We start from the raw sequence: 24,258 nt of genomic DNA, 5'->3' as shown, positions 1-24,258 counted from the left end.
ATGATGAATATATTTGAGAGAATGCAGAAGCAAGTATCCAAATGTTATGTAAAAGGGAATGACTGGAATTATTCGAAACATAAAGATGTATATTTACATTTTAGTGATGAGTGTTGTTATGAAGTAGAATTGAAGGAATGTGCACAATTATTTTATATAAAGAATGCAGATAGTATCATATTGTTGCCGACACTATGGGGACGATGTGATAAATCTGAGATCTTAGAAGCAATTCAAAGAGGAATAGAACAATGCATCAAATTTAATTCTGTATTAATGGTTAGTATTCAATCTAACTATAGTCATAGAGAAGATATTATTGATAGTGTTCAAAAGCTTTTGAATGAAAATGAGGTTTACGACAAGTTGATATTGTTTCTTACAGATATCAGGAGCAAAGCATATTCAATAAATCAAACTGTTCTTTTAGCAAGAAGGATAAACTGTTCAGCAGTTGGATGGATGGATGATGATGTTATTCTATCTGATGATGCATTTTTACAATTGTATGAAGATCTTCGTCGCAGAGGGTTTATAGGGAGTTCTGGTGCATTGAAATGCCCGACACCGAAAAAATATCCTACTTCAAAATTTTTGAATTTTGCCAAAAATAAAATGTCTACAAAGAAAACAAAATATCCACATGGCTGTTGTATGATGGTAGGTGTCTCATCAATAAAAAACTTGATTCCTGCCAGATATATTTGTGATGATGGTTTTTTCTTTTTTGAATTATTAGACATGAAATTAGAAAATCCTCAAAATAATATGAGGATCGTGGAAGAGTCTATATGTCAACATTATGTTGGAGGGAATGTCAAAGATACATATTTTCGTATACGTAGATCCATTATTAGCACTGTAGTTTATTGTGCTGATTATCCATTGGATAAATGCTTGTATTATTTAAAAGAAGTTCAGTTCAATGGGTTGTTCCCCGCCATGTTTATCAATGTACCTATTAAAGATAAGATTATAAAAAGTATACTTAAATTTATATTCTTAATATGGCATGTAATCATATTGATTGAGTTGTTTTTTAGAAGATTTTTAGGAAATCCGTTAAGAGAAATAGCATGGTCTGCATATTCTTGGGAAAAAACTGAAAGTTTGAAGGAAAAAAAATCTTTATTTGATTAATAAAATTGTTTTGTCAAACTAAATAACTTTCCAAAATAGGGCTCCACTTCGTATAACACCTTGTGTAGCAGGGGTTGTGTGCTTTGCATAGCAGAGCGATGAGTTAGTGCAGCCTATCAGGCACCAGACTTGCACTGCTTGAATATTAATCAAATAGACCAACTGTATCGGTATTATGAAAAGCTATTTAGGTCATTAAATTAATAACGTCAAAATAGGGTTTACTATGGATATTTGTAAATATATGTCTTCATGTAGAAAGTCAATAATCCCTATCCTCGATCCATTTAAGTTTAATTATGAAATAAATATAAATAGATTATTAACTTTTCAAAAATATGCTCCTTTTTGTATAATAGCTAGTACGGATTGTGAAAACTTTGAGATGAAAGTGTCTCCCTTTATAGCTGCCGCATCAAAGATTAAAACCATCCCGATCATAACGCATTTTCCTCCTCAGAAACCAAACGGATTTCCTTCATCACCTCACGCAGATGCATTTTTTGCCACATCAGTGATAAATTCCAATGTGGAATACTATAGCTCTTTATCATTAGAGAGAGAGTCCATCAAGCAGAGTATTGAAAAGTATGGTGACAATTGTTTAATCAGTTCTGCTGCTCTTGTTCTAGGTAATGATAAAAAGTCTCAAAAATTTGTTTATTCAAAGACTGTAGATCACTCAACAGAAAGTATTGCTAGAGCATTGGAAGGTATAGATTTCAATTTATTGAAGGTTTTTTACCTTTACTCAAGAAACAGCGTTATTTCTAATGAAATATGCAGTTTTGTAAAATTTATTGTTGGCGATAATACACTGTTGTTTGTTAGTGGAGGAATATCAAACACTGAGCAGGTAAATAACCTGTTATATTCTGGTGCTGATTTTATTTCAATTGGAACTACATTTGAAGAAGTCAATTGGAATAACAATGCTATAAACATATTAAATAAAGAAAGAATATATTAATGAGGAGTCTCTAATATGGAAAATGTAGTTTTAGTCGATGAGAATGATAACAGAGTCGGATGCATTAATAAGATAGACGCTCATTTAAACGGTGATCATCTTCACCGTGCCTTTTCCTGCTTTATTATTAATTCAAAAAATGAGGTATACATTCAGCAGAGAGCACAGTCTAAATTACTCTGGCCTGGATATTGGTCTAACTCATATTGCAGTCATCCGAGACCGGATGAAGAAATTTCTCATGCCGTGATGAGACGTGCGGAAGAAGAACTCGGTATTGTAATAAATGAAGAGCCAAAATTTTTATATAAGTTCCAATATAAAGAAAAATATAAAGATGTAGGATATGAACATGAATTATGTCATGTCTTTGTTGTTTTTACTGATACACCACCAACGGAAAACCCAAAAGAAGTATCAGCAGGATTTTTTATTAATATTAAAGATGTCCAAGAATATATTCATAATAATGAAGAGTTTTGTACGCCTTGGTTCAAGAAAGAGTGGGCAGATATATTACAGAACCACTTTGATAAATTGTGCTAATTAGTATGTATAAAGCATTTAATCAAGAATATACTATAAGCCTGCATGATACGAAATATCCTCTATTTTGATAGGTTTTTATAAAAGTATACCTTGGTTTCTAACTATGGAATAAAATCAGGTTCTGGAATAATGAATACTACTTGGCATGAAAAAAAGACAATTTATAATGATCTTAATCAATTGCATGGAGTTTATGTCATATTGATGGAAGAATATTTATCAACATTTTGTACAAACTTTGGTGGAATGTATTCAATACCACCGCTTGCTGTTGTCTGTGTGAAAAATACAGATTCAATAATAGATATAATTCACTATTGTAATATAAATGAGATACCAATAAATATACGTGGTGTTGGGCATTCTTTTGGTACACAATCGCTTTCAAAGGGAATTGTATTAGTAGTATCAGTCGAAAATCCGGTATTTGAAAAAATAGATGAATATAAGTTTAAAGTTTCAGCTTTTGAAACATGGTTGTCTGTTGAGTGTTTTTTGAGAAAAAATGGCTTATCATTTCCTATCTTGACTAGGCATCCTGATACGACTGTTGGAGGAACACTTTCTGTTGGTGGATATGGAGAAGATTCATATCTATATGGCAGTCAGGCATCATGTATTCAATCGTATACTCTAATAACACCTGATGGAAAAAGGCATAGATGTTCAGAAGATTCAAATTCCGAACTTTATAATTTTGGACTCGCATCATTAGGAATACTTGGTATTATTGAAGATGTGACTTTTGAAGCAATTCCATTAAGAGTAGAGAACATACTTTATGTGATAGAGTTTGATGGAATTCTTCATTTACTGAGTTTTCTGATATTGATATCTGAATATTCCAATCTGAATATTGAAGCTGTCACATGTCAATTATACCGAGGAAAATACTATGTTAATATGGTTATCAGCAATAATTCTGATCAGATTAATATTGTTAATAAGGTATTAGAATGTCAAGTGACAGGGTGTATTGGCTACAAATACCATTCAGTAAGAGATTATAGAGGAAGAACATTTGGTGCCTATAGGCATGATCTCTGGAATAGAGACCATGTTAATCTTTGGGGAGATTATTGTGTTGATCAAAATAATATTATGGCTTTTGCTAATTTCCTATTAAATAAAGTAATTAACAATGACGTTTTTATAAATAATAAAGGTAGGCTTCTTATAATTTTAAAGAAAAGTCCTAGTTTAAGTAAGTTCTTTCCTTTTGAGCCGATATCGAAAAAAATGAGTGGGATTGTATTCGGGGTTGGGGTGTACTTTACGTTTCCTAGAAACGAAAGCAAAGAATATGAAAAATTAAAGTTACTGCATAGTCAAATATTAGAAGAGTGTATTTTAAATGAAGGTCGGCCTTATCTTGCGGGATGGCATGAAATGAAATATGAAGATAAAATAAAAATATATGGAGATGATTATCTGAAAATTTTAGAACTCAAGAAACACTTGGATCCTAAAGGAATTGTAAATAATTATGATTTTTTTATGGAGTATTAGTGATATGGCATATCAATGCCATGTAGATATTCTGATTTTATTAGTATAGAAATGAACTAAGTTAATCAGATAAATTATCTACATTCTTGCAATAATGGGTAATACGATAATCTGACTTTCCACTTGTTTTTATGACATCGTAGATAGTCCTTTCTGAGCCTGAACGAATCACGTTGCAACAACTTGCCTTGAATCACCAGCACCGGGACGTCCGTACACGAGGGATGGGCTTGCTCGTGCTTGCCAGAGGCCCTATAAACGAACCCGAATTTGCTAAAAAATCGCCTTGCTGAATCAAAGTTACGGCCGGAGCACGGTTAGGCTACTACCGTCTGGTCTATTTTGATGAAGCCGGTTTTGCTGCATCTCCTTCGGTGCAATATGGGCGGAGTCCATAGAAAATATATTAAAACTCAATCATGTGAAGATTGTGAATTTATATGAGATTTTGAGTTTATATTAACAGTTTACTGTGGGGATATTACTTAAATGAAGAAGATATTGATTATTTGCATGAGAACTTGGGGGAGAATGGGAAATTATGAAGCAGCAAAAAAAATTGAATCAGAACTAGCTAGTAAAGCATTTTTTTCTACAGAATTAATCTGTTTTGATGAATTAGTACCTGTGTTCAGCAAGTTTGGATTAAGAATGCAAGAGATTTCTGCAAGTTACTATGATCCTCACATTAAATTGAAGCTATATGATGAGTTGATAGATGATATTGGTTCGTGGATTAGTAATTTCAATAATGAGCAAGTATTAAATGAATCATTATCGAGTGTCATTGAACATGATTTTCCATCGTTAATTATATCGACGAAAGGTGTTATCGCAAAAATAGTCCATGCATTCAAAGAAAAATTCTATTTTGATTTCAAAACCGTGAACTTCATAACTAATCCTGGTTTGTTAGATATTAAAATACATCAACATTTTAGTAGTGATTTGACGATTAGAACGACAAATTATTACCCAAATTCTGATATGGTTGAAAAATTTCATAGACTAGAGACTGTTCCATTATTTAAGCCAGTTTCAAACTATCAAATCGATCAGCAGGATATTCCTTCTATTTTAATTCTCTGCAATGGATGTGAAGAAGGTTATTTTGATGTATTAAAAACTTCTTTCGAACATCCGTCGAAACCTAAAATATTCATGGTTATTATTTCGAATAAGAAATTGTATGATGAATGCATAGATTTAAATAGGAAGTATGCAGATAGAGCATGCATTTATAATACATTAGCTAATAAGGATTATCTAAAACTGATACTAGAGGCTTCAACAAACAGCAGATCATTTCTATACTCCAAATCTGGTCCAAACACAGTATTGGAATCAATTAGATTCAATTTACCAGTTCTAGTACATTTCTCTGGGTTACCAATGGAAAGATGGATAGTGGAGTTGACAAACAAAAGAAAATTTGGTTTTTGTTTTGAAAATCAATCTAATGGGCCTAGTATAATAAAAAAATGGTTGGATAATCCTGAGATTGTAACTAACTTTAAGCGTAACATAGAATTAAGTAAAATTGATGATATAGATATTACACTTAAAGATTTACCTGATATAATTTGTGATGTCATGTAATGATTATGAAGGAAGTATTGAATGTTCAAAATTGAAAAAGCGCCTATAACAACAGTATTTATAGTATGTGTGACAATTGTTTATTCCACATTTGTTTCATATTCATTAACAGATAGCTTTATCGGTAAAATAAGCATTATAGAACTAGAGAAATATGGAGGGTTAACACCAAATAGATTATATGAATTTGAGTATTGGCGACTTCTGGTTTCCCAGTTCATACATGTTAAACAACTGCATATGGTCTACAATGTGCTATCACTTTCAATATTGGGAATTTTATTGGAAAAACATCTTGGATCTAAATTTTTATTAGTTTTATGGTTTATTTCTGGTGCTTTGGGAACTCTTTATAGCACTAACTTTGTTAGTTACCCTTGGAATATTGGTACAGGAGCATCACAAGCTGTTTTGGGCGTATCTTCCTTTGCATTACTGTTGGTTTTTGTCAAAGAGCATACCTCTAGTATATTAAAGTTTGCTGTTGTTTTTTCCATGCTGCCGGCAATCGCTTTAGATTTTATTTATGCTCATTATCCTAAGCCTGGTCATGTTCTTTCTATTTGTATTGGGCTTACAATGAGTTTGTTTTTCTATAGGAAAAATAAATCTTATTTTGATAATGTTGCTATTTGAAAATAATAATTATCCACGAATAAATTAATAATGTGAGAATTCTCTATGAAACCCACTGTGATAAAAATTAAAGGAATAGATTACAGTATAATTTCTATATTAATGTGGTTCTGTTTAACTATATATACCCAATGGATTTCAAGGTGCATTGCGGCGGCAAGGGAGCGAATCCCCGGGAGCATAGATAACTCTGTGACCGGGGTGAGCGAGTGCAACTAACAAAGAGGCAACTTGAAAGATGACGGGTATAAAAAGAAAAGGATCTTCTGTGCGTGATATAGTTTTTTTTCTTGAAGAATATCCAGTCCTAACACAAACTTTTGTACATCAACAGATTATCAGTTTGAAGAAAGAAGGATTTAATGTAAGAGTTGTATCTGTTTCTAAATCTAGTGATACAATCTGTGCTAATGATTCTACAATCCCCTATGTTTGTCTAGAAGATATAAAAAACATTCATCCTATATATGCAATATTTAAGTTTATTTATTTTTCTATGACCTCTGGTTATTTCTTTTCTCGAATGAGTTTATTTAAACGAAATTGTTACCGTAAGCGCTTGCTTTTTAAATTTCTATCCAATCCGTCACAAATAAAACCTAATGATATCGTTATAAGCCATTTTGGTATGGCTAGTATCATGGCGGCACAATTGAAAAAATATGGATATATTAAGAGTGCACTATATAGTGTATTACATGCATATGAAATGACTAAAGAAAAGAGTCTTAATGATCTGGGAAATCATTACGGAATTTTATTTGAGCAAGCAAATAAAATTTTTTCAGTTTGTGAATATATGCGTAATAGAATCATCAATCTAGGATGTCATCCTACCAATGTTGAGGTGCTACATCTGGGGATCGATATTGATGCTCTTTCATGTTTATATCCAAATGAATCTAATAAAGAAAAAATGAAGATAATTTTTGTCGGCCGTTTGACAGAAAAAAAAGGATTGCCTGATTTATTGTTATCTCTAGCACGAATAAGCAGTGAAGTGTCATTTACTTTAGACATTGTTGGCGATGGGGAGCTCAATGATTATTGTTATGAATTAATATTAAAACTTAATTTGAATGAACATATAAAAATGCATGGTTTTCAACCCCATCACATAGTCTTAAATTTTATGAAAGACGCAGATGTTTTAATACTTCCATCCAAAACATCTAACTCTGGTGACATGGAAGGGATACCAATGGTATTAATGGAGGCAATGGCTATGAAAAAGATAGTTTTGTCTACCTACCATAGCGGGATTACCGAGTTAATTGAAAATAATGTTAATGGATTTCTTGTCAATGAAGGAGATATTGTAGCTTTATCAGAAAAAATATCATATATAGACGAGTTGAGTAAAAAAGATAAAAATATTATGAGGGAGAATGCACATAAAAAAATAATGAATGAATTCAATATTAATATTCAAAGTAAACATTTAGCTAACATAATACTTAATGAGGAATTTTCTGAAGGATGAATACAGATGAAATATGACATTGTCTTTATATCTTATGATGAACCATGTGCTGAATCTAATTGGAATCATTTGAAAAATAGATTTCCTGATGCAAAAAGAATTCATGGTGTTAATGGTATCTTAAACGCTCATAAAGTTGCTTCTGATTCTGTAACGGCTAAATGGTTCTTTGTTGTAGACGGAGACAGTAAAATTAGAGATGAATTTAACTTTGAGTTACCAGTGGAACCTTTATGCTCAACTGCGACTTATGTATGGAGAAGTGTTAACTCAGTTAATCGTTTATGCTACGGGAATGGAGGTGTGAAATTATTTAATAAAAGGTTGTTTCAGGATGTTAAAAATTTTTCTGGAGATATGACCATATCTCTTAGCCCTGATTATCGCGTAGTCAATATTGTTGCTTCAGATACAGTCATTAACACAAGCAGTTTCCATTCCTGGAGAGCTGCTTTTCGAGAATGTATAAAACTCAGTATACCAAGGAAAAATCCTAAAGAAGATATTATATGTAAAGAAAGATTAACGGCATGGAGTTTAATTGATACTCAGATAGAATTTGGTGATTGGATATCAAAAGGAGCTAATGATGCTGCTCATTTTTATGAGGAAAACATTGAAAATATGGAATTCTTGTTATCAACCATTAATGATTTTAAATGGTTAAGAGATACGTTTAATTTAAAATACATTCAGAAAGATAGAGCATGATGACTTCATTATCGTTAAATTTATTAGGAGGTAATGGATGTTACGGCAAGTAGCAATTCTTATTCCTACTTATAAGCGTAGTTCATCATTATTACGTTTATTGAAATCCATTGAAAAATTAGAGACATCAAATAACTATATTGCCATTGTGGCAGATAACGATTCTTCTCAGCAAGAGTCTTTTAACATGATCAATGAAATCAAAGATGATTTTAATTTCCATATTGATGTCATTCTTGTTGAAGATAAAAATATCTCATTAGTTAGAAATATGCTGTTAACTTTGGCCTTTGAAACATATAAGTGCGATGCAGTTGCTATGATTGATGATGATGAGATTGTTAGTTCTCGGTGGTTAGATGCGCTTATTGAATGCCAGATACAGACAAATGCTGATGTGATACAAGGTAACACTTATCCTATTTTTTTGGATAAAAAAAGAAAATGGATGGAAAAAGTTTCATTTTATTACCGAGACTTATTAGTATCAGATTCTAAAGATATAAATGTCAGCACTTGTAATGTATTTATTGTACGCCGAGTATATGAATCGATGAAAGAGCAGTTGTTTGACTTGAATTTTGGTGTTACAGGAGGAGAGGATACGGATTTTTTCCATAGAGCAAAGCAAATTGGGATCAGCTGTTTCTATTGCCGTGATGCACTGGCCTATGAATTCTATGACCAAAATCGTGCAAATATTTTTTGGGTATTAAAAAGAAGTTTTAGAGTAGGAAGAACAAATTATAGGATATTTAATAATAATGGCCTGAGTAAGGTATGGGTTACTGCTCTCATTATTCCATTTACTATTGTGAGGTTTTGTTTTTTCTTTTGGCATCCAAACCTGTATATATATTATTTAATAAAGATATTTCGCCAATTTGGAGTTGTAGTTGAAGGTATTCATTGTAATTTGAATAACTGATAATTATTTTAAATGAGTAGCTCACATGAGTAGAGTTTCTGTACTAATCCCCCATTATAATCAGCCTATACTTATTGTTAGTGCTATTGAGTCTATAATGAGAACTTGTTTGAGTGATGTGCAGATTTTAGTTGCTGATGATCATTCATCAGAAGACAACTATATACAGCTCCAACATGTTTTAGAATATTTAGCAAGTAAAACTAATTTAAATATCAGGTTGTTTAGGAGTGATGTTAATGTCGGGACTTATCGATTGAAAAATGATATCATCAATAGAATTGATACTGAATTTATAACCTTTCATGATGCAGATGACTATTCTGTACCAATGAGACTGGATTGCCTGTATAATCTGATGAACAAAAATAGTCATATTGATATATTAGGTACTTCATATATAGATTTCTACCAAAATTTCCATACGGTTAACTCATTTCGTATTAAGAAATTTTATAGAATCCCTTATATTGCACATCAACTTGGTAAGAAGTATCTGAGTTTTCAACCTTCTCAGTTAATTAGATTTAGTATATTTCGTACCCTTGGTGGTTTTGATGGTACAACTAGAATTGCTGCTGATGATGATTTTTTACTTAGGGCTATTCATTGTGTAAAGGTCAGGAATATTAACCGTCCCCTCTATGTAAAGGTAGAAAGAGAACGCTCTCTTACTACATCGTCTGTTACTGGGTTCCAATCAGAAACGAGATTAAATTATATTAAGAAGCTAGATCAATTACGAAATACAATAAAGAGTAACTTACCATTATCAGAGTATATGAACAAACCCAACGATGTTCGATTTCACCTGAATGAAATCGAGTTAAAATAGTTAAAATAGTTAAAATAGTTAAAATGTTTTGATGTGAAATATGCTGTAGTTTCCAGTGAATGATTTTTATATTTTTCGTGACAGATACTCTAAGTGAGGTAGTATGGACGACATTAAAGAATGCTTAAAAGAAATTGTAGAAAAAATAAAGAGAGAAGAAAAAGTCTTAGCTATTCTTGGATATGGATCATATTTTACAGGTAAGTATAAAAATGGAAGTAGTGATATTGATTTGTTTATTGTACATGGAAGTGAAATTGATTTATTTAGAAAGAAGATAGTCTATCGTGAAGTAGAATTTGAACTTCGGTATATGGCAGAAAAATCTTTAGTAAAACTTTTATCTCATAAGCATGGACCAACAATAAAGCATATGTTGGATTCAGAGATTATTTTTGATAATAAAAATATAGCAAGAGAATTGAAACTAAAAACCTATTCTATAGTCGAGTCGCCTATTATAGAAACATTTTCTATAGAAAATAGAAGGAAAAGTGCATTGCTAATTGAAAGCCTATACCGGAAGGTATATCAAGTGAAAGATGACCTTGGATTTTTCGAATTTGCATGTTCTAAGTTTTTGCTCAATATTGCAGATTCTTATATCAGACTTCATCGTCATTGGGGGCTGCAAGGTTTTCGCAAAATGATTAGCCAGCTCAAAGATATTGATGAAAGTTTTGCTGAGCATTTCTCACTGGCAATGAGCCCTAATCCTATAGAAACAAGAATTAAGGAAATAAATTTTCTTTATAGAGAGGTTATTATGCTTCTTGGTGGTGAAACAAATTCTGATGAAAATTTTGTGAGTCAGGGCATTATGAACATACTGAATGTGGTTGATAACTAAATAATATTCCAAAATAGTGCTATATGTATTTTAATTCGGCTTTCTAATTGGGTAATGAACTAACTTGTTGCTGAATTCACGGTTATTTCATTTTTGTAAATTATATTAATATTATCCAGGAATTTAGCATGAAAATGGATGTGGCATTGAAGGATAACTTTGCGACAGGTTATATAAAATCCTTATTACTATACTCTTTAGTATTAAGTATCATTAGTTCTTTTACTGCATTTTTCATGCAGTATCTGATTGACGCGGTTATACCATCAGGTGACTTGCGTTTTTTATTTATCTTTATGATATCTTATCTATTATATGAATCATTCAATATGATACTAACTTATTTGACTGCTCGCTTTAGAGCATCGCTGGAAAAATATTTGGACTATTATTATTTAGATAAATATTTACTTGCTTTGATTACTACAAGATTATCTATATTGAATGATTATAATAAAGGTGGATTGATTCAAAGGATTTATGATGCTCAAAATATTAAAAAGTATTATTTGACTCTGCTAATAGATATTGTTGTTAAGCTTATTACGATTTTAATATTATCAATCATAGTGCTATATGTTAGTCCTCTAGTTGTCAGCTTTTTGATCTTAGGAATGATTATGCTAGTGGTTGTCTATTTTTTGTCTGTCAAGAAAATGATTCTTTTAGAGGAGCAGCGTTTTAAAATCAAATCAAATTTTCTTTCAATTATGGATGATATTATTGGAGGAAGGGAAACGATACGAGGCAATAATTATCGAAACAGGATTCTGAATAGATGTGTTGACAGGATGAATGATTTTTTGAATAGGGAGAAAAATGTTGCATTACTTGTTGCTGGTGTGAAAAGTAAAACGCTAACAGTTAACACAATCATTGGTACTGTTATTAGATGTGTCATGGTTATTAGCATTATTAGATATAGTAGTTTTTCACTAGGTATAATGTTGACATTAATTGCTTTTACAGAAATGTCTCTAAAACATACAATGCAGATTTTAGTTTCTTTTATGGAGTTGAAAAGATCAAGCATTACTCTTGAAAGGTATAAAGAATTCATGGGGAATAATGTTGTAGATGAGAGTTTATTGAATACTGAATTAAATGATAATATTGTTAGTGTAGACGAAATTACAGTGAGGAATCTTCATATTGGTACTAATGGAAATATCGTCTGTAAAATTCCGGATCTTACCTTTCAAAGTAATAAGATATATAAAATAATAGGACAGAATGGTATTGGTAAGACAACTTTATGTAAGACTTTGATTGGTTTGATTCCACCTGTAAATGGATCTGTGAATTTTTATGTTTCTGATAAAATTATTAAGCCTGAAATTCATATAAATCAATGCGCTGCATACTTCCCACAAGATATACTCTTTACTACAAGTATTATTGAAAATATTACATTAGGAAGAGACGTTGATAGGAATAAAGTTGAGAGTATGCTTAAAAAATTAAATTTATGGCAGACAATAGATAGCTTGCCTGAAAAACTAGATACCGTTATTAGTGATAAAGTTAACCCTTTTTCTGAAGGACAAAGACAAGTATTACTCTTTTTACGAGGTTATCTGTCAGATAAATCGGTATTGATATTTGATGAAATATTTAGAGGAATTGATAATGAAAATGCTAAAGTCGTAAGTAAATTAATTTCAGAAAAAGAAGGTTGTATTATATTCTATGTCGCTCATGATTTTACTATCGATTGTGAAAATCATGAAGTGTTAGAGCTGAAAAGTGAAAAGGACTATGATTTATTCAAACTAGAGGCTTTTAATGAATAAATTAAACTCTAATAATGAAATTAAGTCAGAACTGCATAAAGAATATAAATTAATTATAAGTATAACGGTTTTTTTGCTGATTATATGTTTTGCTTTATCTTTTGTTGTGACTATAAAGAGGCGAGTTGTTTTAGAAAATGCTTTTATTAAAACTGCACCAGAACCTGTATTATTTTATGCAGAAAAGGATATAGACATTAAAAATTATAATGTTCGTGATGGTGATGTGGTTAAAAAAGGAGATTCTATTTATAATGCGATTAATCCAGATTTAGAGGAGGCTGAATCTATTTTATTACAAAATATAAAGCGAGATAATACAAAAATTAATGCGATGGAAAAGTATATAGATAATGTCTATGAACGGATGAAGATTGAAAAAAATTATGAATATTTTAAGTTTAATAAAAATGAAAGTGAATTAAAAAATATAGACTCTATTTTGAAAGACCATAGAGATGACTATGATTTTTTTAGTCAAAGCTACAGAGAACAGATGAATTTTGTAGATAAATTGTTAAATCAAAATAATAATTATTTATCTAAGAAAGATATTATTAAATATAAAATGGAATTGTTCTCATCACGTCGTGGCTTGATTAATCTTGAATCTGATATATTAGACTTAGAGAAAAGAAAGTACAGTTTAGATGATGAGCAGAGTAGATACATAATTGGAGCAACCAAATATAAAGAGTTAGATATGGAGCTTAACCAGTTAAGAGGCGAACTCTCCGTTCTTGTCTCAGAATTGAATGTAAAAAACACAGGGATGGAGAATATAAAGAATGGTAAGTTGAGAATAGAAGGAATTGCAAAAGCTGATGGTAAGGTTGAGTTTAATAATATTAATGGCATCAGGCCTAAGCAGGTAAAAAAAGGCGAGTTAGTTTTTACTATATATCCTGATGGTAATCACTTTATAGCAAAAGGAGTTGTTAGTGAAAAATATATTAGAAAGATTAAAATTGGACAGAGCGTAGAATTAAAAATGGATGCTTATGATTATCTCAAGTATGGGGCAATAAAAGGGAAGGTTGAGGCTATATTTGGCGTAAAAAACGGTACGGCTGAAATTGTGATTAATATTGTTGATAAAAGGGATTTTGATTTAGAGTTTGGTAATTCAATCAAGGCATTCATCATCTTGGATGAAGTTAATCTGTATGAATATATATATGAAATAGTGTTTCCATATGTTGCTTAATGGTCTTATTACTTAATGTGGTATTGTTGAAAAAGTTATTTTTTACAGGTGTTTTAGTGTTAGTATGAATATACCCAATAGATTTCAAGATGCATCGCGACGGCAAGGGAGCGAATCACTGGGAGCATAGAAAACTATATGACCGGGGTGAGAGAGTGCAGCCAACAAAGAGGCAACGTGAAAGATGACGGATATAAATCTTAGATTCGACTCATAAGCTACCGTCTTGATGGGCAACAATACGATAAAGATTACGTCAGTGTCAGACCGTATTAATCACTGATACAGACAAACATTAACTCTTAACAAAAGGGTGAATGCAGAAAGGTTGCTTTGGCAGCCAGCGTGATGACAACGACAGGTAAGACCGGGACTCACCAAACCTGAATGTTATTCTGAGCTTAAAGCTCGTTGGAGAAATAAGGCGTGAGTCAGCGGATTATATAGGAGCTCGCAGCTTTAAAAGGCTGCAAAAAAGCCGGATTTAAAGCTGCAACCTATCTGTCAGAGTCAAAACGATGGAGGTCCTTGCAAGCGGGACGTTCATATAAATAACATGTCACTGACCACCATTATTAAAGATACCCCAATATGGGTTTGGATTCTTTTTGTTTTTCTCATCAGGCGCGGGATCAGTGCCTTGTATGATCGTGAAATGCGAATTGAGCGCCTTTTCTTACTACCAATAGTATTCCTGGTCTGGGGAATATATAGCGTCATTTATGAAACCACATTCTCAGATTTAGCCTTGATAACGATGATAGCGGGTTTATTCGTCGGGATTGTAATAGGATGGGGCCTGTGGCGTTCTCAACCAAGATTACGTGAAAAAGCAGGCAGTGATTTAATCATCCGTCCTGGTACTTGGTTAACTCTGACGCTGATTGTTATCACATTTATCGTTAAGTTTATTATTATGGCCATGTTAAGTATTTACCCTGCGTTGTTGCATTCGTTACACTTCAATCTGTTTTTTGGCTTTAGCAATGGTGTGCTTGACGGTATTTTCTGGGGCGGAACGTTAAATCTTTTTATTCCTTGGTACAGAAACAGGACCAAGAGCGTCTACAAATAGCGTTTATGAAACCAAATAGTGTGATTGCAAAAACTCGGGATGGCAAAATGCCCGATGAGTTATTTAAAGAAATAAAGAAGCGTTTGCTTGGAGCCTATTTACTCACAGAAGAATCTTACTATGTGAAACTGCATATTATAATTAACGGGCCAATTGGCCCGTTTAAAGATTTACGTATCGCTACTGGTTGGGGCTTCCGGTTTTGGATTACCAGAAGGTTTACGACGCTTACCGATATTTTTGCTATCTCGATGACGTATTTTGACTTTTTTCTTTGATTCTTCCGCTTTCTTTTTCTCTTTGCGTTTAGCCAATACTTTTTTCGATGGCTTATTGTGGGCTTTGTCACTTGGTGCTTTGGTTGTTGGGCGAAGTTCATCAACAACTCGTGACGTTAGTGGTTCATTCAGATAGCGACTGATTTTGCCTAATAAAGGATGATCATGCGCTTCCACTAAGGTAATTGCAGTACCTTTGCGACCTGCACGAGCTGTTCGGCCGATACGGTGTAGATAAACATCGGCGGTGCGCGGTAAATCAAAATTGAAAACATGGCTGATGTCATCAATATCCAATCCACGGGCAGCAACATCCGTTGCAACCAGAACAGTGATACTGCCATCATTCAGGCACTTAACTGCTTCCGTCCTTTTAGCCTGTACCATTTCCCCTTCAAGGAACCGGGCTTTAATGCCAGCTCGATGCAATTCATCCGCAAGTTCGTGTACACGTTCACGTTTGCGAACAAAAATAATGGATTTAGTGACATCGGGTTGTTTTAGTAAATGGCAAAGCAGGGCTGTTTTGTGTGCCGAATTATCGGCACGGTAGTAAAATTGCTGGATTTTTTTGCGCTCACGACGTGACGGTTCTGCATCAATCTCAACCGGGTCTTCCAGTAAACGTTCAGCAAAATCACGAATGGCTTCCCCTTCCAGAGTCGCAGAGAACAGCATGGTCTGTTTGCGCCAACGGGTTTCACCCGCGATGGTTTCAATATCGTTGGCAAAACCCATATCCAGCATACGATCGGCTTCATCAAGGATCAGTGTTTCAACGGCCCGGCAATCAAAGTTTTCTTCCTTGATATATTGCAGCAAACGGCCTGTAGTGGCGACGACAATATCTTGATTCTCGCTGAAAATTTCTGCGTGATTCATATAGGCTACGCCGCCAGTAATGGTAGCGATATCCAAATGGGTATGTGCAGCGAATTCTTTTGCCTGATCTGCCACTTGCATGGCTAGCTCACGGGTGGGCGTCAGAATCAGAATGCGTGGTGGTCCAGATTTCTTGCGTGGAAAATCCAATAAATGTTGCATGGCGGGTAACAGGTAAGCGGCGGTTTTACCGGTACCGGTAGGCGCTGATCCTAGTACATCACGCCCGTCCATTGCCGCCGGAATAGCCGCCGCCTGAATTGCTGTTGGGCGGGAGTAACCTTTATCATTCAGGGCGTCAAGCAGGCGTTCATCAAGCTCAAGTTCAGAAAAGTTTGTTGCAGTCATCATATACCTCTGTTTAGGCCGCCGATTATAAACAGGTTGGGCGTATTGTTCATCTAATATTAAAGCGGTCAATTAAGGTAGATAGCTTTTACCGAAACATAATAACCCTTATCCTATAGCGAAATTTTTTTGTGCTAAATAGATACAGGTTATTAATTTGAAACAGAAACGCCCTTTACGCCGGGATGGATTTACTTTCAAGCAATTTTTTGTTGGTCATGAGCGGTGTGCGATGAAAGTCGGGACTGATGGCGTTTTATTGGGAGCATGGGCTCCGGTGAATGGCAAAAAAGCGATTTTAGATATTGGTTGTGGCAGCGGGCTCATTGCGTTGATGCTAGCACAGCGTACGGATGAAAAAACCAAAATTGATGCAGTGGAACTGGATACAGAGGCCGCGTCGCAGGCACAAGATAATGCAGAGCAATCTCCGTGGCAGAGAAAAATAGATGTTTATCAGCAGGATATTGGTGATTTCGCTGAACAGTATTCGCAATGTTATGACTTGATTGTCAGTAATCCCCCCTATTTTGAACCGGCGGTTGCTTGTCGAAATGAGGCAAGGGAGCAGGCTCGTTATACGGGGTCGCTGACTCACCAGCAGTTATTACAATACGCCGAGACGTTAATTACAGCGGATGGTCTGTTTTGTGTGGTATTGCCATATGCCATTGGTGAGGAATTTGAAACAATGGCATGTCGTCTGGGCTGGTTTTCCCATCATCGGGTCAATATCCGCGATAGGCAAGGCAAGCCATTGCATCGGATGTTATTGGCATTTTCCCGTAAGGAAAAAACCGGCTTAATCAGTGAATTGACTATTCGTCAGCCAGACGGTGCATATACGCAAGAATTTCAGCAATTGGTGACGGATTTCTATCTCTATTATTGAATCATTTATTGAATTATTGAAAGAACCACGCCGGAGCGTGGTTATATAGAAGTTTTGCCAGCAAAAATCAGGGTGTCAGAATCGTTGGTTTTGATTCTGGTAGTAAATCGGGATAATCCAGTGTGAAGTGCAAACCTCGGCTCTCTTTTCTTTCTAGCGCACAACGTACAATTAATTCAGCGATTTGCACCAGATTTCGTAATTCCAGCAGATTGTTAGAAATCCTGAAATTGGAGTAATAATCGTGAATTTCCTGTTGCAGCATATTAATACGGCGCAGTGCCCGCTCTAAGCGTTTGGTTGTACGCACAATGCCGACGTAATCCCACATAAATAGACGTAATTCGTGCCAGTTGTGCTGAATGACGACCTGTTCATCTGAATTGTCAACACGGCTCTCATCCCAGAAAGGGAGTGGCGGTACTTCTTCTATTTTTTCGATCTGTTGTTGGATATCCTCCGCAGCAGACCAGCCATACACCAGACACTCCAGCAGAGAATTAGATGCCATACGGTTTGCACCGTGCAGACCCGTATAGCTGACTTCACCGATAGCATATAAGTTGTTGAGGTCAGTATGTCCCTGATGATCGACAATAATACCACCGCAGGTGTAATGCGCGGCAGGAACGATGGGAATCGGCTCTTTTGTTAGATCAAAGCCCAGTGTCAGCAATTTTTCATAAATCATTGGAAAATGCTGGGTAATGAAATCCGCTGGTTTATGGCTGATATCCAGAAACAAGCAGTCAGCACCAAGACGTTTCATTTCATGGTCAATTGCTCGTGCTACGATATCGCGAGGAGCTAGTTCAGCGCGTTCATCAAAATCGGGCATAAAGCGGCTGCCGTCTGGTCGTTTCAGATATGCGCCTTCACCTCGCAGGGCTTCTGTCAACAGGAAAGTACGCGCCTGTGGATGGAACAGGCAGGTCGGGTGAAACTGGTTAAATTCCAGATTGGCGATACGGCAGCCTGCGCGCCATGCCATTGCAATGCCATCACCGGATGAGATATCGGGATTTGTCGTATATTGATAGACTTTAGCGGCACCGCCTGTTGCCAGTACAACAACCTTAGCGCGATAAGTTTCCACCTGTTCTTGCTGACGGTTCCAGATATAAGCGCCGACGACTCGGTTATCACCGTCTAACCGGGCTTTATTTGACGTAATTAAATCCACTGCGTTGCAGCGCTCTCTCACTGTGATATTTGGATGAGACATCGCTTTATCAACCAGGGTCGTTTCTACTTCTTTGCCGGTTGTATCAGCATGATGCAGAATACGACGATGGCTGTGACCGCCTTCACGGGTCAGATGATATTGTTTTTCTCCATCTTCGCTGGTTTCTGTATCAAACATAACACCTTGATCAACCAACCATTGTACGCAATGACGGGCATTACTGGTGATAAACTCAACAGCACTTTTATCGCAAAGCCCGGCGCCGGCAATAAGGGTATCTTCAACATGAGATGCGATACTGTCCGTTTTATCAAATACAGCGGCGATACCACCCTGAGCGTAATAGGATGCACCTTCACTAAGAATACTCTTGCTTAGCACGGTGACTTTATGTTGTGAAGCTAGCCGTAAAGCCAGAGATAGGCCGGCGACACCGCTGCCTATAATAAGTATATCGCTGTAATGTTGAGAGAATAATGATTGCATAATTGATGATGTATGAATGAAGATGGATAAAAATCATGTTAGCCTATCAGATATGATAAAGGCTATGGTTGCAACAAAATGATGACAAAAATTGAATTTCACAGAATTTTATTACTCAAAGCCATGCTTGCTCGGAAATAGGACATCATGGTCGGTTCAGTAAATATCAATGTGGAGCTTTGCTTCGGGAGATTTAACCTCGGATGAGCGAGCAGTTAACGGATCAAATGCTGGTCGAACGAGTGCAGAAAGGTGACCAACAGGCGTTTAACCTACTGGTAGTCAGATATCAGCATAAAGTGGCGAGCCTTGTATCCCGCTATATTCCGCAGGGTGATGTGCCTGACGTTGCTCAGGAGGCATTTATTAAAGCCTATCGGGCATTGGCTTCGTTTCGTGGCGATAGTGCTTTTTATACTTGGTTGTATCGTATTGCAGTAAACACTGCGAAGAATTATTTGGTTTCTCAAGGGCGCCGTCCGCCGTCCAGTGATTTAGATGCCAGTGACGCAGAAAATTATGAAACTTCGAATGCACTAAAAGAAATTTCGAACCCTGAGAATTTAATGTTGTCAGAAGAATTAAGGCGGGTGGTTTTCCGAACCATTGAATCTCTTCCTGAAGAGTTGCGAATGGCAATAACGCTAAGGGAATTAGATGGGTTAAGCTATGAGGAAATAGCGGCCATTATGGATTGTCCGGTAGGTACGGTTCGTTCCCGTATCTTCCGTGCAAGGGAAGCCATTGATGATAAAATTCAACCACTGATTTGAAATTAAAAATAGTGGAACAATACTGAAGGGTACTTTGGCATGCAAAGAGAAAAACTTTCCGCACTGATGGATGGCGAAACTCTTGATAGTGAAGTCGTTAGTATTTTGTCTAAAGATTCTGTTATGCAGAAACACTGGGAAAATTACCACTTGATCCGTGATACATTGCGTGGTGATGTGACGGAAGTATTGCATATGGATATTGCTAGCCGGGTTGCATTGGCACTTGAAAAAGAGCCAGTTCATTCTAACCTTGGGGATATTTCTGAATCTCAGCCTCAACCAGAAACTTGGCAAAAAATGCCATTCTGGCAAAAGCTTCGCCCTTGGATGAATCAAATGACTCAAGTGGCGGTTGCAGCCTGTGTTTCGCTGGCCGTATTGGTAGGTGTACAACAGTACAACAGTCATAGTGCAGAGGATTTTGAGTATCAATCTGATACGCCGGCATTTAACACCTTGCCAATGATGGGATCGGCTTCTCCGGTGAGTTTGGGAGTGCCTTCCGGTAATGATGTATTTGGCAATGATCAACGCCTTCAAATGCAGGAGCGTAATAAACGCATTAATATCATGCTGCAACAATATGAGCTCGATCGCCGTGTACATTTTAAGCAAAATGATGAACGGGGAATTTCACCACAGGTTGTTATTCCGGTTCCCGGAACGCAATCTTTAGGAACACAATAGCAGTAATGAAACATATTTGGTTCTCCGTCTGTTTGCTGGCGGGCAGCCTGTTTGCTCCTTTACCAGCCTCGGCGCAGCTCGGCAGTGCTGAGGTTTTGTTGCAGGAGATGGGTAATGCCACTCGGTCTCTAACTTACGAGCTTGCTTTTATTAATCTCAACCAGCAGGCTATTGTCTCAGTTCGTTATCGCCACGCTATTATCAATGGTATTCCAATTGCTCAGATTATGCAGATGGATGGTTCTCGTAGGGAAGTTGTCCAGCGCGGTAATGAGATCAGTTATTTTGAACCGGGATTGGATGCTTTCAGTCTTAGCGGTAATCATATTATTGATTATTTACCGGCCGTCATTTTTGCTGACTTCAATCAGTTGAAAAAATATTACAATTTCATTGATGTTGGCCGTACCCATATCGGTGATAGGCCTTGTAGGGTTGTACGCATCACCTCTAAAGATGAAGTGCGTTATAATTATATTTTACTGATCGATGAAGAAACTCATTTACCATTACGTATTGACTTACTTGGTCGTGATAGTGAGGCACTTGAGCAATTTAGGGTTGTTTCTTCCACCATCGATGGGGATATCAATGATGCAATGAGTGCGATTACTCGCTTAAACATGCCGCCAATGCTGGTTATTCCACCATCAGAGAAGGTCGTATTTAATTGGAAGGTGGGTAAATTGCCGACCGGTTTCGTTGAGGTTTCGCGTAGCCGTCGTAAATTGTTAAATAGCGGCACGCTTGAATCTATTATGTTCAGTGATGGTTTATTTAGCTTTTCCGTGAATGTGACTAATACGGATAAAACCGGTAAGTTGGAATATCCTCTCCGTCGTGGGGCCCGAACGATTTATAGTGCAATACGTGGTGCAAATGAGGTGACAATTATTGGTGAATTACCATTGGCAACTGCCAAGCGTATTGCTGCTGGTGTCGCATTTATAGGAGCTGACTGATGGTTAAAGAGTGGGCAACAGTAATTCACTGGCAACAGGGGCGGGCATTATTACGTTATGGTTCCTCCTCTGGTTGTGGCAGTTGTCAGGCGCGAGCAACGTGTGGTTCTTATTTACTCAATAAATTAGGGTCTGATGGCATACATCAGCTTGAACTTGAGATTTTACAACCGCTGCAACCGGGGCAAAAAGTGGAAGTTGGGATCCCTGAAGGGAGCTTGCTGCGTTCGGCGTTGCTAGTTTATCTGACTCCGCTTATTGGGCTATTCCTTGGCGGTGCACTTTTTCAGTTATGGGTGACCAATCAATTGTGGGTGTTTTTTGGCGGTGTTTTAGGCGGCGCGTTAGGATTCTTCTTTGCCCGCAGAATCGCCACTTACTGGGATAATCGGCAGGAATATCAACCTGTCGTTTTGCAAATCGGCTTGCCTCCTGATGCCATTCACATTCAGCATCGGGAATAGATCTATTTTAATCATCTAAAACATTTAATTTACTAACCCATACTTAAAGCCACAGGCATGACTAGGTTTTCGTAGATTTGGCATGTAGAATACAGCCTTTCAGGCCGGTGGCCGACCTAATAAACCGTCGCTTTATGTCCCTCTGTGTGTCCATTAGGCGAATGATTCAGAAATATCAAGGCAGAAAAATATTTATAATGAAGCAAATACGAAATTTCTCCATTATTGCTCACATTGACCACGGTAAGTCGACGTTATCTGACCGTATTATTCAAATTTGTGGTGGCTTAACAGATCGTGAGATGGCAGAGCAAGTGCTGGATTCTATGGATCTGGAGCGTGAGCGTGGTATCACCATTAAGGCCCAAAGTGTTACCTTGGATTACAAGGCGAATGATGGGCAACTCTATCAATTAAACTTTATCGATACGCCGGGGCACGTTGATTTCTCATATGAAGTTTCCCGTTCACTAGCGGCCTGCGAAGGGGCATTGCTGGTGGTTGATGCGGGACAGGGAGTGGAAGCCCAGACGCTGGCTAACTGTTATACCGCGTTGGATATGAATCTGGAAGTTGTTCCTGTTCTGAATAAAATCGACTTGCCGGCGGCAGAGCCTGAGCGTGTAGCGGAAGAGATCGAAGATATCGTCGGTATTGATGCGACTGATGCAGTGCGCTGTTCAGCCAAAACGGGTGTCGGTGTACAAGACGTCATTGAGCGCTTGGTTAAAGAGATTTCAGCACCAGAAGGCGATCCTGATGCACCATTACAGGCGCTTATCATCGATTCATGGTTTGATAATTACCTTGGTGTTGTCTCCCTAGTGCGGATTAAAAACGGCACTTTGCGTAAGGGTGATAAAATCAAGGTGATGAGTAGCGGGCAGGTATATAACGCCGATCGTCTTGGTATTTTCACCCCTAAGCGTGTTGATCGTGATGTATTGGATTGTGGCGAAGTGGGCTGGTTAGTTTGTGCAATTAAAGACATTCTTGGCGCGCCTGTCGGGGATACTTTGACATTGTCCCGTCAACCTGCGGAAAAACCACTTCCGGGCTTTAAAAAAGTGAAGCCACAGGTTTATGCAGGGCTGTTCCCTGTCAGTTCTGATGACTATGAAGCATTCCGTGACGCATTAGGTAAATTGAGTCTGAATGACGCTTCACTATTTTATGAGCCAGAAAGTTCTTCTGCATTGGGTTTTGGTTTCCGTTGCGGTTTCCTTGGTCTGTTGCATATGGAGATTATTCAAGAGCGTCTGGAGCGTGAATATGATCTCGACCTTATTACAACGGCCCCAACGGTTGTGTATGAAGTGGAGACAACTAGCCACGATACTCTCTATGTGGATAGCCCATCTAAACTACCGCCGCTGAATAATATTGAAGAGTTACGTGAACCCATTGCTGAGTGCCATATGCTGTTACCTCAGGAGTATTTGGGGAACGTCATTACCTTATGTGTTGAAAAGCGCGGGGTGCAAACTAACATGGTTTACCACGGTAAACAGGTTGCACTGACTTACGAAATACCGATGGCGGAAGTGGTTTTGGACTTCTTCGATCGATTGAAATCCACCTCTCGCGGTTATGCTTCGCTGGATTATAATTTCACTCGTTTCCAGTCATCTGATATGGTTCGTGTGGATGTATTGATTAATGCTGAACGAGTTGATGCATTGGCATTGATTACTCACCGTGGCAATGCACAGTACCGTGGCCGGGAACTGGTGGAGAAGATGAAAGAACTTATTCCTCGTCAGCAGTTCGATATCGCAATTCAGGCTGCGATTGGTAATCATATTATTGCTCGCTCAACAGTGAAGCAATTGCGTAAAAACGTCTTGGCGAAGTGTTATGGTGGTGACGTCAGCCGTAAGAAAAAGCTATTGCAGAAACAGAAAGAGGGTAAGAAACGCATGAAACAAGTGGGTAACGTTGAGTTACCACAGGAAGCTTTCTTAGCCATTCTTCATGTTGGTAAAGACAATTAATAAGCTTGTAAGGAGTCT

The 24,258-nt window shown here is 36.7% G+C and carries 22 protein-coding genes; 20 read left to right on the top strand and 2 right to left on the bottom strand.

What is annotated here, in order from left to right; translation table 11 throughout:
* The 14 genes from SLS51_RS07660 to SLS51_RS07595 all read left to right on the top strand — a co-directional run bounded on the left by SLS51_RS07660 (position 1) and on the right by SLS51_RS07595 (position 15,285).
* Positions 1-1,140: a hypothetical protein gene (locus tag SLS51_RS07660; RefSeq protein WP_323837021.1), complete on the top strand. Its 1,140-nt coding sequence runs from the start codon at positions 1-3 to the stop codon at positions 1,138-1,140.
* A gap of 226 nt (positions 1,141-1,366) precedes the next feature.
* Positions 1,367-2,110, top strand: a complete 744-nt coding sequence (locus tag SLS51_RS07655; RefSeq protein WP_011147550.1) for a geranylgeranylglyceryl/heptaprenylglyceryl phosphate synthase — start codon at positions 1,367-1,369, stop codon at positions 2,108-2,110.
* Positions 2,111-2,125: 15 nt separating this feature from the next.
* The gene (gene idi, locus SLS51_RS07650; protein ID WP_011147549.1) at positions 2,126-2,656 is read left to right on the top strand and encodes an isopentenyl-diphosphate Delta-isomerase; all 531 of its coding nucleotides are present in this window, start codon (positions 2,126-2,128) and stop codon (positions 2,654-2,656) included.
* A gap of 132 nt (positions 2,657-2,788) precedes the next feature.
* Positions 2,789-4,168 carry an FAD-binding oxidoreductase gene (locus SLS51_RS07645; RefSeq protein ID WP_323837018.1) on the top strand — a complete coding sequence of 460 codons (1,380 nt, stop codon included), beginning with the start codon at positions 2,789-2,791 and terminating at the stop codon, positions 4,166-4,168.
* Between the two features lie 489 nt (positions 4,169-4,657).
* Complete coding sequence (locus tag SLS51_RS07640) at positions 4,658-5,767, top strand: hypothetical protein (RefSeq protein WP_323837016.1); 1,110 nt, start codon at positions 4,658-4,660, stop codon at positions 5,765-5,767.
* A 21-nt stretch (positions 5,768-5,788) separates the two neighbouring features.
* Positions 5,789-6,403 carry a rhomboid family intramembrane serine protease gene (locus SLS51_RS07635; protein ID WP_011147546.1) on the top strand — a complete coding sequence of 205 codons (615 nt, stop codon included), beginning with the start codon at positions 5,789-5,791 and terminating at the stop codon, positions 6,401-6,403.
* A gap of 238 nt (positions 6,404-6,641) precedes the next feature.
* On the top strand, positions 6,642-7,886 hold the full coding sequence (locus SLS51_RS07630; protein WP_323837011.1) for a glycosyltransferase: 1,245 nt from the start codon (positions 6,642-6,644) through the stop codon (positions 7,884-7,886).
* 6 nt (positions 7,887-7,892) lie between these two features.
* Positions 7,893-8,597, top strand: a complete 705-nt coding sequence (locus tag SLS51_RS07625) for a hypothetical protein (protein ID WP_011147544.1) — start codon at positions 7,893-7,895, stop codon at positions 8,595-8,597.
* A gap of 37 nt (positions 8,598-8,634) precedes the next feature.
* On the top strand, positions 8,635-9,525 hold the full coding sequence (locus tag SLS51_RS07620) for a glycosyltransferase family 2 protein (protein ID WP_323837005.1): 891 nt from the start codon (positions 8,635-8,637) through the stop codon (positions 9,523-9,525).
* Between the two features lie 25 nt (positions 9,526-9,550).
* Entirely contained in the window at positions 9,551-10,360 is an 810-nt protein-coding gene (locus tag SLS51_RS07615; protein ID WP_323837004.1) for a glycosyltransferase family 2 protein, read from the top strand.
* A 103-nt stretch (positions 10,361-10,463) separates the two neighbouring features.
* Positions 10,464-11,210: a nucleotidyltransferase domain-containing protein gene (locus tag SLS51_RS07610; protein ID WP_323837002.1), complete on the top strand. Its 747-nt coding sequence runs from the start codon at positions 10,464-10,466 to the stop codon at positions 11,208-11,210.
* Positions 11,211-11,338: 128 nt separating this feature from the next.
* On the top strand, positions 11,339-13,003 hold the full coding sequence (locus tag SLS51_RS07605; protein WP_323837000.1) for an ATP-binding cassette domain-containing protein: 1,665 nt from the start codon (positions 11,339-11,341) through the stop codon (positions 13,001-13,003).
* Positions 12,996-14,210, top strand: a complete 1,215-nt coding sequence (locus tag SLS51_RS07600; RefSeq protein ID WP_323836998.1) for an HlyD family secretion protein — start codon at positions 12,996-12,998, stop codon at positions 14,208-14,210. Before SLS51_RS07605 ends, SLS51_RS07600 begins: the two co-directional genes overlap by 8 nt.
* Positions 14,211-14,766: 556 nt before the next feature.
* Positions 14,767-15,285, top strand: coding sequence for a DUF6622 family protein (locus SLS51_RS07595; RefSeq protein WP_323836996.1), 519 nt, complete (start codon positions 14,767-14,769; stop codon positions 15,283-15,285).
* A 170-nt stretch (positions 15,286-15,455) separates the two neighbouring features.
* Here SLS51_RS07595 and srmB read toward each other — a convergent pair whose 3' ends face one another.
* Positions 15,456-16,793 carry an ATP-dependent RNA helicase SrmB gene (gene srmB / locus SLS51_RS07590; RefSeq protein WP_323837051.1) on the bottom strand — a complete coding sequence of 446 codons (1,338 nt, stop codon included), beginning with the start codon at positions 16,791-16,793 and terminating at the stop codon, positions 15,456-15,458.
* A 157-nt stretch (positions 16,794-16,950) separates the two neighbouring features.
* On the opposite strand from srmB, the gene trmN reads away from it, so the two are divergent.
* Positions 16,951-17,685 carry a tRNA(1)(Val) (adenine(37)-N(6))-methyltransferase TrmN gene (gene trmN, locus SLS51_RS07585; RefSeq protein ID WP_323836995.1) on the top strand — a complete coding sequence of 245 codons (735 nt, stop codon included), beginning with the start codon at positions 16,951-16,953 and terminating at the stop codon, positions 17,683-17,685.
* 67 nt (positions 17,686-17,752) lie between these two features.
* Here the strand turns inward: trmN and nadB are convergent, their stop codons facing one another.
* Positions 17,753-19,357: an L-aspartate oxidase gene (gene nadB, locus SLS51_RS07580; RefSeq protein WP_323836993.1), complete on the bottom strand. Its 1,605-nt coding sequence runs from the start codon at positions 19,355-19,357 to the stop codon at positions 17,753-17,755.
* Between the two features lie 203 nt (positions 19,358-19,560).
* Between nadB and rpoE the strand changes: the two genes are divergently transcribed.
* The 5 genes from rpoE (at position 19,561) to lepA (ending at position 24,240) form a co-directional block, all read left to right on the top strand.
* A complete protein-coding gene (rpoE, locus tag SLS51_RS07575; protein WP_323836991.1) occupies positions 19,561-20,130 on the top strand; it encodes an RNA polymerase sigma factor RpoE in 570 nt (189 codons plus the stop codon).
* 39 nt (positions 20,131-20,169) lie between these two features.
* Entirely contained in the window at positions 20,170-20,820 is a 651-nt protein-coding gene (gene rseA / locus SLS51_RS07570; RefSeq protein WP_323836989.1) for an anti-sigma-E factor RseA, read from the top strand.
* Between the two features lie 5 nt (positions 20,821-20,825).
* The gene (rseB, locus tag SLS51_RS07565; protein WP_323836987.1) at positions 20,826-21,782 is read left to right on the top strand and encodes a sigma-E factor regulatory protein RseB; all 957 of its coding nucleotides are present in this window, start codon (positions 20,826-20,828) and stop codon (positions 21,780-21,782) included.
* Complete coding sequence (gene rseC / locus SLS51_RS07560; protein ID WP_323836985.1) at positions 21,782-22,246, top strand: SoxR-reducing system protein RseC; 465 nt, start codon at positions 21,782-21,784, stop codon at positions 22,244-22,246. The genes rseB and rseC overlap by 1 nt, the downstream gene beginning before the upstream one ends.
* A 197-nt stretch (positions 22,247-22,443) precedes the next feature.
* Positions 22,444-24,240: a translation elongation factor 4 gene (gene lepA, locus SLS51_RS07555; protein WP_323836983.1), complete on the top strand. Its 1,797-nt coding sequence runs from the start codon at positions 22,444-22,446 to the stop codon at positions 24,238-24,240.
* The last annotated feature ends 18 nt before the right edge of the window (positions 24,241-24,258 follow it).

Source organism: Photorhabdus africana (genome assembly GCF_035181445.1).
In the GTDB taxonomy this organism is placed as follows: Bacteria; Pseudomonadota; Gammaproteobacteria; order Enterobacterales; family Enterobacteriaceae; genus Photorhabdus; species Photorhabdus laumondii.
The sequence above is the reverse complement of the archived record's forward strand: the minus strand, read 5'-3'. Positions and strand labels throughout refer to the sequence as shown.